At 75.9% G+C, this 13,976-nt stretch carries 14 protein-coding genes and 2 tRNA genes; 11 read left to right on the top strand and 5 right to left on the bottom strand.

Features of this window, described 5'->3' with window-relative positions:
* Positions 1 to 32: 32 nt before the first annotated feature.
* The gene (locus ACI79Z_RS02705) at positions 33 to 1,457 is read left to right on the top strand and encodes an amino acid permease (protein ID WP_387988456.1); all 1,425 of its coding nucleotides are present in this window, start codon (positions 33 to 35) and stop codon (positions 1,455 to 1,457) included.
* Positions 1,454 to 2,299 carry a universal stress protein gene (locus ACI79Z_RS02700; protein ID WP_387988457.1) on the top strand — a complete coding sequence of 282 codons (846 nt, stop codon included), beginning with the start codon at positions 1,454 to 1,456 and terminating at the stop codon, positions 2,297 to 2,299. Before ACI79Z_RS02705 ends, ACI79Z_RS02700 begins: the two co-directional genes overlap by 4 nt.
* Positions 2,300 to 2,420: 121 nt before the next feature.
* Here ACI79Z_RS02700 and ACI79Z_RS02695 read toward each other — a convergent pair whose 3' ends face one another.
* Positions 2,421 to 3,161: a MerR family transcriptional regulator gene (locus ACI79Z_RS02695; RefSeq protein WP_456901620.1), complete on the bottom strand. Its 741-nt coding sequence runs from the start codon at positions 3,159 to 3,161 to the stop codon at positions 2,421 to 2,423.
* Positions 3,162 to 3,224: 63 nt separating this feature from the next.
* Between ACI79Z_RS02695 and ACI79Z_RS02690 the strand changes: the two genes are divergently transcribed.
* The gene (locus ACI79Z_RS02690; protein WP_456901619.1) at positions 3,225 to 3,692 is read left to right on the top strand and encodes a DUF6194 family protein; all 468 of its coding nucleotides are present in this window, start codon (positions 3,225 to 3,227) and stop codon (positions 3,690 to 3,692) included.
* A gap of 62 nt (positions 3,693 to 3,754) precedes the next feature.
* Here ACI79Z_RS02690 and ACI79Z_RS02685 read toward each other — a convergent pair.
* The 3 genes from ACI79Z_RS02685 to ACI79Z_RS02675 all read right to left on the bottom strand — a co-directional run bounded on the left by ACI79Z_RS02685 (position 3,755) and on the right by ACI79Z_RS02675 (position 5,192).
* A tRNA-Arg gene (locus ACI79Z_RS02685) sits at positions 3,755 to 3,827 on the bottom strand.
* 21 nt (positions 3,828 to 3,848) lie between these two features.
* Positions 3,849 to 3,937 (bottom strand) — tRNA-Ser (locus ACI79Z_RS02680).
* Positions 3,938 to 4,031: 94 nt separating this feature from the next.
* A complete protein-coding gene (locus tag ACI79Z_RS02675; protein ID WP_387988460.1) occupies positions 4,032 to 5,192 on the bottom strand; it encodes an MFS transporter in 1,161 nt (386 codons plus the stop codon).
* 136 nt (positions 5,193 to 5,328) lie between these two features.
* Here ACI79Z_RS02675 and ACI79Z_RS02670 point away from each other — a divergent pair, with 136 nt between their 5' ends.
* A complete protein-coding gene (locus ACI79Z_RS02670) occupies positions 5,329 to 5,862 on the top strand; it encodes a CGNR zinc finger domain-containing protein (RefSeq protein WP_387988461.1) in 534 nt (177 codons plus the stop codon).
* A 20-nt stretch (positions 5,863 to 5,882) separates the two neighbouring features.
* A complete protein-coding gene (locus ACI79Z_RS02665; RefSeq protein WP_456901618.1) occupies positions 5,883 to 7,325 on the top strand; it encodes a phosphatase PAP2 family protein in 1,443 nt (480 codons plus the stop codon).
* A gap of 85 nt (positions 7,326 to 7,410) precedes the next feature.
* Here the strand turns inward: ACI79Z_RS02665 and ACI79Z_RS02660 are convergent, their stop codons facing one another.
* Entirely contained in the window at positions 7,411 to 8,052 is a 642-nt protein-coding gene (locus ACI79Z_RS02660) for a hypothetical protein (RefSeq protein ID WP_456901617.1), read from the bottom strand.
* A 142-nt stretch (positions 8,053 to 8,194) separates the two neighbouring features.
* Here ACI79Z_RS02660 and ACI79Z_RS02655 point away from each other — a divergent pair, with 142 nt between their 5' ends.
* The 6 genes from ACI79Z_RS02655 to ACI79Z_RS02630 all read left to right on the top strand — a co-directional run bounded on the left by ACI79Z_RS02655 (position 8,195) and on the right by ACI79Z_RS02630 (position 13,966).
* Positions 8,195 to 8,740 (top strand): DoxX family protein, encoded by a 546-nt coding sequence (locus tag ACI79Z_RS02655; protein ID WP_456901616.1) that lies wholly within the window; start codon positions 8,195 to 8,197, stop codon positions 8,738 to 8,740.
* Positions 8,737 to 9,789 (top strand): PHP domain-containing protein, encoded by a 1,053-nt coding sequence (locus tag ACI79Z_RS02650; protein WP_387988563.1) that lies wholly within the window; start codon positions 8,737 to 8,739, stop codon positions 9,787 to 9,789. The genes ACI79Z_RS02655 and ACI79Z_RS02650 overlap by 4 nt, the downstream gene beginning before the upstream one ends.
* A gap of 105 nt (positions 9,790 to 9,894) precedes the next feature.
* Entirely contained in the window at positions 9,895 to 10,857 is a 963-nt protein-coding gene (locus ACI79Z_RS02645; protein ID WP_456901615.1) for an alpha/beta hydrolase family protein, read from the top strand.
* A gap of 375 nt (positions 10,858 to 11,232) precedes the next feature.
* Positions 11,233 to 12,126 (top strand): glycosyltransferase family 2 protein, encoded by an 894-nt coding sequence (locus ACI79Z_RS02640; RefSeq protein ID WP_387988466.1) that lies wholly within the window; start codon positions 11,233 to 11,235, stop codon positions 12,124 to 12,126.
* Positions 12,123 to 13,145, top strand: a complete 1,023-nt coding sequence (locus ACI79Z_RS02635) for a glycosyltransferase family 2 protein (RefSeq protein ID WP_387988467.1) — start codon at positions 12,123 to 12,125, stop codon at positions 13,143 to 13,145. Before ACI79Z_RS02640 ends, ACI79Z_RS02635 begins: the two co-directional genes overlap by 4 nt.
* The gene (locus tag ACI79Z_RS02630) at positions 13,142 to 13,966 is read left to right on the top strand and encodes a polysaccharide deacetylase family protein (RefSeq protein WP_456901614.1); all 825 of its coding nucleotides are present in this window, start codon (positions 13,142 to 13,144) and stop codon (positions 13,964 to 13,966) included. The genes ACI79Z_RS02635 and ACI79Z_RS02630 overlap by 4 nt, the downstream gene beginning before the upstream one ends.
* Positions 13,967 to 13,976 lie beyond the last annotated feature (10 nt).

Below are 13,976 nucleotides of genomic sequence, written 5' to 3'. Positions count from 1 at the left end.
GGCGCGGTCGACCCGCCGTCGAGGAGGTCCGCGTGAGTGCTCCCTCCGTGCGCTCCCAGCTGTTCCGCCGCAAGCCGGTCGCGCTCATGGTCGAGGAGACCGGCGCCGGCGACCCCGAGGGCGGGGCGCTGGCCCGCCGCATCGGCGTCGGCCAGCTCATGGGGCTGGGCATCGGCGCCACGATCGGCACCGGGATCTTCTTCGTGATGAGCACGGCCGTGCCCGAGGCCGGCCCCGCCGTCGTCGTGTCGTTCGTCCTGGCGGCGATCACCGCCGGGTTCACCGCGCTCTGCTACGCGGAGCTGGCCTCCACCATCCCGGTCGCGGGCTCGTCGTACTCCTACGCGTACGCGACGCTCGGCGAGGTCGTCGCCTACGTCGTCGGCTGGTGCCTGGTGCTGGAGTACGCGGTCAGCTCGGCGGCGGTGTCGGTGGGCTGGAGCGAGTACCTCAACGAGCTGCTCGACGACCTGCTGGGCGTGCGCATCCCCGACGCGCTGGCCTTCGCCCCCGGCGCGGGTGGCGCGGTCAACCTCCCGGCCATCGTGCTGGTGACCCTGTGCGCGCTGCTGCTGGTCCGCGGGGCCAGCGAGTCCGCGCGGGCCAACGCCGTCATGGTCGTGCTCAAGGTCTGCGTCCTGCTGTTCTTCGCCGCCGTCGCGTTCACCGCCTTCGACGCCGGCAACCTCGCGCCCTTCGCCCCGCTCGGCGTGGCCGGGATCAGCGCCGCGGCGTCGTCGATCTTCTTCAGCTTCATCGGCCTGGACGCCGTCTCCACCGCCGGCGAGGAGGTGCGCGACCCGCGCCGGACGCTGCCGCGGGCGATCGTCGGCGCCCTCGTCGTGGTGACGGCGGTGTACCTGCTGGTCGCCGTCGCCGCGGTCGGCGCCCAGGCCGCCGGCGCCTTCGAGGGGCAGGAGGCCGGGCTCGCGGTGATCCTCGAGGACGTCACCGGGTCGCGCTGGCCCGCGGTCGTCCTGGCCGCCGGGGCGGTCGTCTCGATCTTCTCGGTGACGCTGGTGACCATGTACGGCCAGACGCGGATCCTGTTCGCGATGAGCCGGGACGGCATGATCCCGTCGCTGTTCAGCCGGGTCGACCGCCGCACGCTGACCCCGGTGCGCGGCACGGTCGCCGTCGCGCTGTTCGTCGGCCTGCTGGCCGGGTTCGTCCCGCTGGACTTCCTCGTCGACCTCACCAGCATGGGCACGCTGGTCGCCTTCACCGTGGTGTCGATCGGGGTGGTCGTGCTGCGCCGCACGCAGCCGGACCTGCCGCGCGGCTTCCGCGTGCCCGGCTTCCCGGTGGTGCCGCTGCTGTCGGTGCTCTTCTGCCTCTACCTGATCTGGGGGCTGCCCGGCGTCACGTGGGCGCTGTTCGCCGGCTGGCTGGCGATCGCCGCGGTCGTCTACGTCACCTACGCCCGCACCCACTCGGCGCTGCGGACGCCCCGGTGACCCTCGTCGTCGGCCACCCCGCCGACCTCGAGGACGGCGGCGCGGCCCACCTCCGGCTGGCCGCGACGCTCGCCCGCACGGGCGGGGACGACGTCGTGGTGGCCACGGTGGTCCCGCGCGGCTTCCCCGACCCGCGGGTGGACCACGAGTACCGGACGTGGGTCGCCGACGTCGTCCGCTCCCGCCAGGGCCGGGCGGCGCACGACCTGCGGGAGGCCGGGGTGGCCGAGGTGCGCACCGTCGCCCTCGAGGCGCCGTCGGTGCCGGCCGGGCTGGTCACCGTGGTCGGGCAGGTCGGCGGGACGCTGCTGGTCCTCGGCCGGGAGGGCGCGGTGCCCGAGCACCTGCTGCGCTCCTCCCCCGTGCCGCTGGCGCTGGCCGCGCGGGCGGGCGCGCCGGGGCCGCGCGTGACGCGGCTGACCTGCGCGTGGGCCGGCACCGACCGCTCCCGCGCCGCGCTGGCCTGGGCGCAGCGCACCGCGGCCGCGTGGGAGGTGCCGCTGCGCCTGGTCACCTTCGCGCCCGAGCGCGACCCGCTGCTGCCCTCGGAGACCGGCCTGCACGTCGAGCGCGAGGTGGCCTCCGCGTGGGCCCGGCAGGCGCGGGAGGAGCTGGACCGGGTGGCCGCCGGCCTGCCCGGCCCGCCGGGGACCGCGGTGGCGCGGGGCCCGGGGTGGCCCGGTGCGGTGTCCGCCGCGGGGTGGTCCGACGGCGACCTGCTGGTCGTGGGCTCGTCCCGGCTGGGTCCGCTGGCCCGGGTGTTCCTCGGCTCGACGGCGACCCGCATCGTGCGCGCGGCGCCGGTCCCGGTGGTCGTGGTCCCGCGCGGCACGGAGGGTTGAGGGACACGCCCGGGCGGGGTTGACGGCTCCTGTGATGCGGCTCACAGTGGACGTGGGCGGGGGCAGCCGGCAATCGAGTGGCCACCGACAGCTCGGTGGACCGACCAACGCGGCCAGACCGTCAGGACCGGCCCCCCGCCCCTCGATCCCCTCCCCCGACGCCCGCGCCGAGCAGCGCGGCGAGCGCGGCGGTCCCCTCGAACAGCGCCCGGGACCGGGCGTCGACGTCGGCGTCCCGGGCGGCCAGCGCGGCGCGGACGTCGTCGTGCCGCCCCGCCTCGCGGAACCGCGGCACGAGCTCCCGGAGCGGGCCGATGCGGTACCCCGCCCGGCGGAGCTGGTGGACGATCCGGGCGTCCCGGACGTCGGCCGGCGAGTAGCGGCGCGCCTCGCCGGCTCCCCGTCTCGGGCTGACCAGCCCCTCGGCGTCCCAGTGCCGCAGGGTCGACGGGCGCACGCCGAGGGCCGCGGCGAGCTCGGCGACGCCCATCGCGTCCGAGGGCCGCACGTCCCGGATCGGCTCACCGGCGATCAGCTCCGCGGCCTCGCGGGCGAGGGCCAGGCCGCGCCGCTCGGCGTCGAGCCGGGCGTGGGCCGCGTCGAGGAGGCGGAGCAGCCCCGGCGGGTCCCGGTGGGCGGTGCGGAGGAGCTCCGTGGCGTGCACCGGCCCGACGGCGGCCGCGAGAGCGCGGTGGGCCTGCGCCGCGCGGACGTGCTCCTCGGCGAAGGTGCGGTACCCCGACGCGGTGCGCCCGGCCGGAGGCAGCACGCCCGCGGCCTCGAGGTCGCGCACGTGCTGCACCGAGCACCCGGCCCGCCGGGCGACGTCGACCGTCCGCAGGCCCGACTGGAGACTCCGCACCGGTTCCTCCCCGTCTCCTCGGGCCCGACCCTCCACAGGGACCTGGATGCCACGCTCGAAGGCGTGGACATCGACGAGATCATCGGTCACGCCACCTCGCCAGGCGGCGTCCTGGTCCTGCGGCCGGGCCCGGGCGACGGCTCGCCGGAGGCGGCCTGGGGCGACGTCTTCCTCTACTGGGCGCCCGACGGCGTCGTGCCGCGGACCCAGCCGTTCGCGACGGTCGCGACCAAGGACGTACCCGGCGACCGGTCGTCGCGGCTGGACCGGCCCGGGACGTTCCGGGTGGACGTCGGCGTCGGGCGGGAGGAGTTCACCGCGCTGGTCGGCCGGGCGCCGCGGGAGCCGGCCGGCGACGACGAGCCCGCCCCGGACGCGACCGACACCGTGCCGGCGCACCCGGTCCACGGCGAGCTGGGCTGGGTCTGCGTGGTCGACCCGGGGCCGCGGACGGAGGCGACGGTGCGCGACCTGCTGACCCGGGCGCACGCCCGGGCCCGGGCGCGGACGGAGCGGCGGGCGCGGGCGTGAGGAACACCACGGCCCCGCTCCTGCGCGAGGAGCGGGGCCGTGGCGGTGTCTCAACCAAGACGTGCACCCGAAGGGATTCGAACCCCTAACCTTCTGATCCGTAGTCAGATGCTCTATCCGTTGAGCTACGGGTGCGTGCTGTGCAGTTGTCGTGCGCGGAGGCTCCGGGATTTGAACCCGGGATGGGGATTAACCCAAACCGCATTAGCAGTGCGGCGCCATAGACCGGACTAGGCGAAGCCTCCCGGGGTCCGAGTCCCCCCGGAACCACCGGAGAAGAGACTACCAGCGGCCTCCGCGGCCCTCCCAGCCCGGGGGGTCCGGGCCGGGAGGGAGGGCTCAGACGGCCACCCGCTCCCGCGGGGACGACACTGCGCGACGCCCCGGCAGCAGGGTCACCAGCACCGCGACGGCGGCGCCGGCCACCGCCAGCACCAGGCTGCCGGTCACCCCGTGCGGGCCGTCGATCAGCGCCCCGCCGAGCGCCGCGCCGACCGCCGAGGCGCCGGTGGCCATCGTGGAGAGCCAGGTGAAGGCCTCCGTGGTGGCGTGTGCCGGGGCGAGGGCGCCGACCAGCGAGTTCTGCACGGTGAGCGTCGGCGCGATCGCCGTCCCGCCGAGGAACAGCAGCGCGCCGAGCACCCACGGGCTCGACGCCGCGGCCAGCGGCGCCAGGCCGATCGTGACGCCGAGCAGCAGCCACCGGTACTGGCGCGGCAGCGAGGCGCTCACCACGCGGGCACCGAACCACAGGCCGCCGGCCACCGAGCCCAGCGACCACAGCGCCAGCAGCAGGCCCGACATGCCGGGCGAGCCGGCGGCGTCGGCGAACGCCGGGATGGCCACCTCCAGCGCGCCGAAGCCGAGCATCAGCGCCGATCCGCTGACCAGCACCCGCGGCATGCCGGGGGCGAGCACGGTGGCGAAGGGGCTGGTGCGCTGGGTGGCCGGCACGGGCGTCCAGCCGCGCAGCGCCCTCGACGTCGCGATGCCCAGCGCGCCGGCCACCGCGAGCAGGCCGGCGACGCCGAGCGCCCAGGCCGGGCCGGTGAGGACGGCGAGCGTCGCGACCAGCGTGGGGCCCGCGACGAAGACCAGCTCGGTGGCGGTGGCGTCGAGGGCGAAGGCGGTGCCGCGCACCCGCGGGTCGACCCGCGACCACAGCGCCCGCACGGTGCCCGACACCAGCGGCGTCGCCGCACCGGCCGCCGCCGACGCGGCGACGACGACCGCGATCGGCGCGCCGCCGAGGACGACGGCCACCAGCACGGCGAGCAGGAGGGGGTAGGCGCCGGCCTGGCCGAGCAGGACCGGGCGCGGGGTGCGCCGGTCGGCGAGCCGGCCGAGCACCGGCGCCATGGCGGCCATCGCGAGGCCGTAGGTCGCCGACGCGAGGCCGGCGGCGGCGTAGGAACCGGTCTGCTGCTGCACCATGAGCAGCAGCGCCAGCGGGACCATCGCCGAGGGCAGCCGGCCGGCGAAGCCGGCGAGCAGCAGCACGGGGGCGGACGGCAGGCGCCAGACGGACAGGTACGCACGCACGACGGAACTCACTTCAGAAGATCGAGGAAGAGGAACAGTAGGGGGTCAAGAGTCGTTGACCCCCTACGACGATAGCAGGGCGGTAGGGAGTCACATGGACTACGACACCTACGGGTCGAACGCCGTGGAGCTGGCCATCGACCTGGCCAACGCCGACCGCGCGGCGGATCCGGACTGGGCGGTGGCGTTCCTGCGCGCCCACGACGAGTGGTTCACCCCCGAGACGGCGCTGGAGCTCTCCCCCGCCGAGACCCGCCGCGCCGCCGCGACCTCCGACCTGGTCCGCGCGGTCGCCGTCGCGGGGACGCAGGACGACGTCATCGCCCGGCTCAACGAGCTGCTCGCCCTGGCCCGGCCGCACCCCTACGCCACCGACCACGACGGCGAGCTGCACCTGCACTACGCGCGCCCCGACGCCTCCGCGCTCGAGCAGCTGACGACGACGGTGGCGATGGGGCTGTCCCAGGTGGTGGCCCAGCACGGGTGGCAGCGGCTCGGCGTCTGCTCGGCCGAGGGCTGCGACGACGTCTACGTGGACACCTCGCGCAACGCCAGCCGCCGGTACTGCTCGAACACCTGCGCCAGCCGCTCGACCGTCGCCGCCTACCGGGCCCGCCGCAAGGCCTGAGGAGGGCTAGCGTCCCGCGGGTGACCCCGCTGCGGCTGCGCCACTGGGACGCCCGGCTGCACGCCGCCGTCGGCGCGCTGCCCGCGAGCCCGGCCGACCGCTGGCTGCGGCGGCTGTCGCGGGCGGCCGACCACGGCAAGCTCTGGTTCATGATCGCCCTGGTGCTCGGGCTGCGCCGCGGGGCGCCGCGGCGGGGCGCGGTGCGGGGCCTGGGCTCGCTGGCGGTGGCCAGCGGCGTGGTCAACGCCGTCCTCAAGCGGCTGTTCGGCCGGGTGCGGCCGGACCTGGCGAACCTGGCGGCCGACCGTCGGCTGCGCCGGGCGCCGCACACCCTCTCCTTCCCCAGCGGCCACTCGTCGTCGGCGGCCGCCTTCGCCACCGGCGTGGCGATGGAGGACCCGCTGGCCGGCGCCGCGCTGGCCCCGCTCGCGGTGGCGGTCGGGTACTCGCGGGTGCACGTGGGCGTGCACTACCCGGGTGACGTCGTCTCGGGGCTGGCCATCGGGGCCGGCGTGGCGCTGGCCGGCCGGCGGTGGTGGCCCGTGCGCCCGACCGAGCCGGCGCGCGTGCGGCCCGGGAGCAGCGCCCCCGCGCTGCCCGACGGCGAGGGCCTCGTCGTCGCCGTCAACCCGCGGTCGGGGCCGGAGGGCTACGACCCCGCCGAGGAGATCCGGCGCCTGCTGCCCCGCGCCGAGGTGCTGGCGGCGTCCGATGGGTGCGGCGTGGGCGACCTGCTCGAGGAGGCCGCTCGGTCGGGGCGGGCCACGGCGCTCGGCGTGGCCGGCGGGGACGGCAGCGTGGCGGCCGCCGCAGCGGTGGCGCTGGAGGCCGCGCTGCCGCTGGCCGTCCTCCCGGCGGGGACGCTCAACCACTTCGCCCGCGACCTCGGGGTCGAGACGCTCGAGCACGCCGCCGACGCGGTGACGGCCGGGCAGGCGGTGCGCGTGGACGTCGCCGACGTCAACGGGGTGCCGTTCCTCAACACCGCGAGCATCGGCGTCTACCCGGAGCTCGTGCGGCGCCGCGACGCGCTCGAGCGGCGGCTCGGCCGGTGGACCGCGACGGCGGTGGCGGCGGCGCAGGTGCTGCGCGCCGGGACGCCGGTGTCGATGGTGCTCGACGGGCGGCCGGTCGAGGTCTGGATCCTGTTCGTCGGCAACTGCCGCTACACCCCGCGCGGCCTGGCGCCGGCGTGGCGGCCGCGGCTGGAGGACGGCCTGCTCGACGTGCAGTACCTGCGCGCCGACGTCCCGTTCAGCCGCACCCGCGCGGTGCTCGGCGCCCTGCTCGGGATCAGTGACCGCAGCTCCGGCTACGCCACCTCCGCGACGCCGGAGCTGCACGTGCACCTGTGGTCGGGCCCGCAGCGCGTCGCCTACGACGGCGAGACGGGCGAGGCGGCGTCGTCGTTCGTGTTCGGCAAGCGCGCGCCGCTGACGGTGTACTGCAGCCGCACGGCCTGACCCCGCGCCCCGTCGCGGGCGTTCCTCGCGCCCTGCCGGCCCGGCGGCACCCGCGACGCACGGGGAACACCCCCACGCGGTCCGCTCACCGGCCGGGGCGAGCGGCCGACGTCCCGGACCGGACCACCGCCAGGACCGCCACCGCGGCGAGCGCCTCGCCGAGCTCCTCGACGAACGTCGCCGACGCCGCCCCGGCACCACCGGCGAGCAGCCCGGCCAGGTGGGTGAGCACGTCGAGGCCCAGGGCGGCGAGGGCGTAGCCCGCGAGCGCGGCCACCACCGGCACCGTCGCGGGGACGTCCCACGCCCGGCCCGCCACCGCGAGCAGCCACAGCGACGGCACGGCGACGGCGAGCCCGAGGAGCAGCGTCGTCAGCGGGGACGTCCCGGCCTCCGCGAGCGAGTGCGCGCTCGCCAGCTTCACGACCGCGAGCGCCAGCCCCGCGGCCGCGACCGCCGCCCACCACGGCCGGGCCCGGCCGGTGGCCGAGCGGCACGCGCGGCCCGCGAGTGCCGCCACGGCGACGAAGACGCCGGTGGTGAACAGGCGCGGGAGCCCGCCGACCGCGTCGAGGTCGAGCAGGTGCCGCACCGACGGGACCGCACAGTGCCCGAGAACGCAGCTCAGCCGCACCGCGAAGGCGGTCCCGAAGAGGACGATCGCGGCCAGCCCGAGCAGGAGCACCCACCACGCGGGCCGCCACTGCGGACGGGCCGACGGGTGCACCGGCCGATCATCCCGCGCTGCGGGCGGCCCCTGCACTGACCGAGCGCGGAGAGGTGCTGATCACTAGGTTCCGATCAGGTGTCCCGAACCGCTGCCTGGGCAAGGGACACGCCTGAGGTCCCATCGACGGAAGAGGTCATCCATGTTGGTCCGCCGGATCGCCCGGCCCCTGCTCGCAGCGTCGTTCCTCTACGGCGGCGTCGACACCCTGCGCAACCCGCAGACCCGGGTGCCGGGGGCCCAGCCGGTGGTCGACACGATCACCAGGACGGCGGACCAGCAGCTGCCGGTCCAGGTGCCGCGCGACACCGAGCAGTGGGTGAAGATCGACGCCGGCATCAAGGTCGGCGCGGGCGCGCTGTTCGCGCTCGGCAAGCTGCCCCGCCTGAGCGCGCTCGCGCTGGCCGGGAGCATCGTCCCGACCACCTTCGCCGGCCACCGCTTCTGGGAGCACGAGGACCCGGAGGAGCGCTTCGGCCAGCTGTCGAACTTCCTCAAGAACGCCGGCCTGCTCGGCGGCCTGCTGATCGCCGCCGTCGACACCGAGGGCCGCCCGTCGGTCGGCTACCGGGCCCGCCGCGCGGCCAGGCGCGCCGCCGAGTCGACGGAGAAGAACTACGAGAAGGCGACCCGGCGCGCGGCCAAGGCCCAGAAGAAGGCCGCCAGGAAGGCGAGGAAGGCCAGCTGAGCACACCCCTCGGACCCGCGGCCGCGCTCCGGAGGATCGCCTTCCTCCTGGAGCGCGCCCGCGAGCCCACGCACCGGGTCGCCGCGTTCCGCACCGCGGCGGCCGTCGTCGACACGATCGGGCCCGAGGAGCTCGACCGGCGGATCCGCACGCGCACGCTCACCGACCTGCGCGGCATCGGCCCCAAGACCGGCGCCGCGATCGTGCAGGCGCACGCCGGCGAGGTGCCGGAGTACCTGGCCCGGCTCGAGGAGGCCCACTCCGAGCTCGTGCCGCTGGCCGACGACGTCGCCGAGTTCCGCGCCACCCTCCGCGGCGACCTGCACACGCACTCGGACTGGTCCGACGGCGGCAGCCCGATCCGCGAGATGGCCGAGGCGGCGATCGGGCTGGGCCACGAGTACATGGCGCTGACCGACCACTCCCCGCGGCTGACCGTGGCCAACGGGCTGACGGCGGAGCGGCTGGAGCGCCAGCTCGACGTCGTCGCCGAGCTCAACGCGGAGCTCGCGCCGTTCCGGATCCTCACCGGCATCGAGTGCGACATCAACGTCGACGGCAGCCTCGACCAGACCGACGAGCTGCTCGGCCGCCTCGACGTCGTGGTGGCCAGCGTCCACTCGGACCTGCGCGCCGAGTCCGCGGCCATGACCGAGCGGATGCTCGCCGCGGTCGCCAACCCGCACACCGACGTCCTCGGGCACTGCACCGGGCGGCTGCTGATCCCCCGCGAGCAGCGGGAGGGACGGCGGCAGCGGCCGCGGCCGGAGAGCGCCTTCGACGCCGAGGCCGTGTTCACCGCCTGCGCGCAGCACGACACCGCCGTCGAGATCAACTCCCGGCCCGAGCGGCTGGACCCGCCGCTGCGGCTGCTGTCCCTCGCCGTCGAGCTGGGCTGTCGGTTCGCCGTCGACACCGACGCGCACGCCCCCGGCCAGCTCGACTGGCAGGGCAACGGCTGCGAGCGCGCCGTCGAGACCGGCGTCGACCCCGACCGGGTGGTCAACACCTGGACCGCCGACGAGCTGCTGGAGTGGACCGCCGGCTGAGCGCGGACCACGGACCCCGGTGACCGGTCGGGCGGCGGCGTGTGAGACCTCCCACCGGGCGCCCTGGTCCCGGGGTGCTCCAGCCCGATGCCGGAGACTGGGGTCATGGCGAACCGCTGGCGCGACCGCGTCCTCCTCGCACTCGTGGCTCCCCTGCTCGTCACCGGCTGCTCCTCCGCCACGCCCGACGACGCGACGCCCGAGGACGCGACGCCGGCCGAGCCCACCGCGCTGCAGGTGACGAGCACCACGGTCACCTTCGAGGACCCGTCGAGGCCGACCGTGGACGACCAGGGCGACCAGCTGGCGGCGAGCCGGACGCTGGAGACCACGATCTGGTACCCCGACGGCGGTGACGGCCCCTACCCGCTGGTCGTGTTCAGCCACGGCTACCTGGCCTCGCCCGAGGCCTACGAGGAGCTGCTGAGCCGCTGGGCCTCGGCCGGCATGGTCGTCGCGGCGCCGCGGTTCCCGCTGAGCGCGGAGGGGACCGAGGAGATCCGCGCCGACGTGCTGCAGCAGCCCGCGGACGTGTCCTTCGTCCTCGACCGGGTCCTCGAGCTCGGCCGGACGCAGGGCAGCGACGTGGAGGGCGTCATCGACGAGGAGCGGCTCGCCGCGGCCGGGCACTCCCTCGGCGCCCTGACGACGGCCCTGCTGCGCAGCGAGGGGGACCTCGACGACCGCTTCGACGCCGCGCTCGTCCTCGCCGGCGGCGAGCTGACCTACCTCGTCCCGGAGCTCGGGCAGCAGCTGACCCGGCCGTTCGCCGAGGCCGGCACCCCCGTCCTGTTCGTCCACGGCGGCAACGACGACGCGATCCCGCTGGAGCAGGGCGCGGAGCTCTACGGCCGGGCCCCGGAGCCGAAAGCCTTCATCGAGGTCCCCGACGCCGACCACAGCCGTGCCTACGACGACGACAGCTCCCCGACCTGGCCGGTGATCGCCGAGGCCACGACCGACTACCTCGAGTGGGCGCTCGACGCCGACCCGGAGGCGCTGACGCAGATGCGGTCGGCCGTCGAGGAGTCCGGGACCGCCGAGATCGTCGACGACCGACTCGGCTGATCCCGCCGGGGCCGGGACACCCGCCCGGGTGGGGTCGTCCACCCGGGTGGGTGGACGGCTCCGGCGATCGGCTACCGTGGGTCCTCGACCGTCAGCGGTGTTCACCCGATGACGTGACGCACCCATCACTCTGTGGACACGGCGACGACTCTCCGTCAGCATGGGAGTGCGACGCCGGCCAGGTGGCACGGGGGACCAGCACACCGATGTGCCGTCACGCGTCCCGGGTTCCCCTGCGCCGACTGACCGGCCAGCGAGGACACCACTCAGCAGCAGCACCACGGGTAGCGATGACCCGTCGGGCGACTTGGTCGCCATCCACCCGACGGCGAGCAGAGGCGAAACCGGACCCGACTCCGCAACGAGAGGACCGGCATGCGCCCACACGAGGGCACCGCACTGCACCACCACCCCGGCACCGCGCCCCGGATCAGCGTGGTCATCCCGACGTACAACGAGGCCAAGAACCTCCCGCACGTCTTCGCCCTGCTCCCGGAGGACCTGCACGAGGTCATCGTGGTGGACGGGCGCAGCGTCGACGACACCGTCGAGGTGGCCCGCAGGCTCCGTCCCGACGTCGTGGTGGTCCGCCAGAACCGGCGGGGGAAGGGCAACGCCCTGGCGTGCGGCTTCCGGGCGGTGACCGGCGACATCGTGGTCATGCTGGACGCCGACGGCTCGGCCGACCCGCGGGAGATCCCGGCCTACGTCGCGGCGCTCACGTCCGGTGCCGACTTCGCCAAGGGCACGCGCTTCGCCCCGGGCGGCGGCAGTGCCGACATCACGAAGCTGCGGGCCTGGGGCAACCGCTGGCTCAACCGGATCGTCAACGTGCTCTACGGCACCTCCTACAGCGACCTCTGCTACGGGTACAACGCCTTCTGGACGCACTGCCTGCCGGTGCTCGCCCTCGACGCCTCCGACGGCGAGCGCGACCACAAGGCCTGGGGTGACGGGTTCGAGATCGAGACGATCATCAACACGCGCGTGGCGAAGGCCCGGCTGACCATCGCCGAGGTCCCCAGCTTCGAGTTCCCCCGCCTGCACGGGCAGAGCAACCTCAACACCTGGCGGGACGGCCTGCGGGTCCTGCGCGCCCTGCTCGTCGAGCGGGTCAACGGCACGCGGGGACCGGTCACCCGGCCGGCGTCGGTCACGTCCGCGACGACGGCTCCGTCCCCGCTCGGCACCGGGCACCAGCCGTCGGCCGGGGACTGGGCGGCGCTGCGGCCGCGCGCCGGCGTGGTCGGCGTCGAGGAGGTGGCATGACCACCGTCGCCGTGGTCGTGCCCTGCTTCAGCGAGGCCCGCTGGACCGACATCCTGCGCGCGGTGGACTCCGCGGCAGCGCAGACCGTCCCGGTCGAGCTGATCGTGGTCGTCGACCACAACGACACCCTCCTGCACCGGCTGCGCCGCGAGATCGGTGACCGGGCGCGCGTCGTGGCCAACCAGTACTCCCGGGGTGCGTCCGGCGGGCGGAACACCGGGGCGATGGTCAGCACGGCCGAGCTCATCGCCTTCCTCGACGACGACGAGGTGGCCGAGCCGACCTGGATCGAGGAGCTGCTGCGGGCCCACCGGGCGGCCCCCTTCGCCACCGGGGTCGGCGGGGCGATCGAGGCCCGCTGGCCGGGCGGTGCGCCGCGGTGGTTCCCCGAGGAGTTCTCCTGGGTCGTCGGCGGCTCGATCCCCCGGCGCGGGGGCACCGACGTCCGCAACGTCTGGGGCGCCAACCTGCTGGTCCGCCGGACCGCGCTCCTGGCGGTCGGGGGCTTCAGCAACGACTTCGGCAAGGTCGGTGACGCCTCCCAGCCCGAGGACACCGAGCTGTGCCTCCGCCTCAACGCGCACAACGGCCCGGGCTCCCGCTGGCGGTTCACCCCCTCCGCGGTCGTGTGGCACGAGGTGCCGCCGGAGCGCCGGACGTTCCGCTTCTTCCTCCGCCGCAGCCACCTGGAGGGCGCCGGCAAGCGGCACATGGCGGCGCTCCCGACCGCCGGCGAGCACGTCCTGGCCGAGGAGGCCGCCTACGTGCGCTCGGTGCTGCTGGCCGGCGTGGGCCGCAACCTCGCCGCGGCGCTCCGGGGGGACGTCGTCGGCGGACTCGGCCGGGCTGCCGCCATCGTGGCCGGGGTCGCGGCGGCAGGGCTCGGGTACCTCACCGCACGGCCGGGCTCCTCCCGGCCGGCCGCCCCCGTGGCCGTCGTCGACGACCTGGGCCGCGGGACCCCGGACGAGGGCAGGGCCACGCCGGCGCGCCGTCCCCGGGCCGGAGGCGCACGGTGAGCGCCCTCGCCGTGGCCGGGGACCTCCTGCGCCCGTCGGTGCGGTGGCGGATGCCCGTGCTGATGTACCACTCGACCCCGGCGACACCGCCGGCCGCACCGAACGAGCACGCCGTCCCCGTCGGTGAGCTCGCCGAGCAGCTCGGCGCACTCGCCGCGGAGGGATGGCGCCTCCTCGGCCTCACCGAGGCGCTCGCGGCCCGCGCCGCCGACCCCGACGCCCGGGTCGTGGGCGTGACCTTCGACGACGGCCTGCTCGACTTCACGAACGCGGTCGAGGTGCTGGTCTCGCTGGGCGCCCGCGCCACCATGTACGTCCCCACCGGCGACGTCGGACTCCGGTTGCCGCCCGGCGACCCGCACGGGTCACGGCTGAGCTGGTCGGAGCTGGCCGACGCCGCGGACGCCGGCGTCGAGATCGGCAGCCACTCGGTCAACCACCGGACGCTCGACACGCTCTCCTCCCGCGACCTGCGCACCGAGGTGGTCGACAGCCGGCGGGCCCTCGAGGACGCCCTCGGCCGGCCGGTGGTCTCCTTCTGCTACCCCCACGGCTACTCGAGCCGCCGGGTCGCGCGCGCGGTCGCCGAGGCGGGTTACTCGAACGGATGCATCGTCGGGCGGAGGATCGCCACGTCTGCGGATGATCCGTACCGTGTTCCCCGCCTGCACGTCCGGCCGGGGGACACCGGCGACGCCTTCCGGGCGCTCGTCGAGAAGGGCGAGCCCGGGCTCGCGCCGCACCTCAAGCGTGTCGCCGCGCCGGCCTGGCGCACCGCTCGCCGCGCCGCCAAGCACGTGCTGGGCCGCGAGCTGACATGAGCTCCACCGG

It is taken from the genome of Geodermatophilus sp. SYSU D00663, from assembly GCF_054050655.1.
The sequence above is the reverse complement of the archived record's forward strand: the minus strand, read 5'-3'. Positions and strand labels throughout refer to the sequence as shown.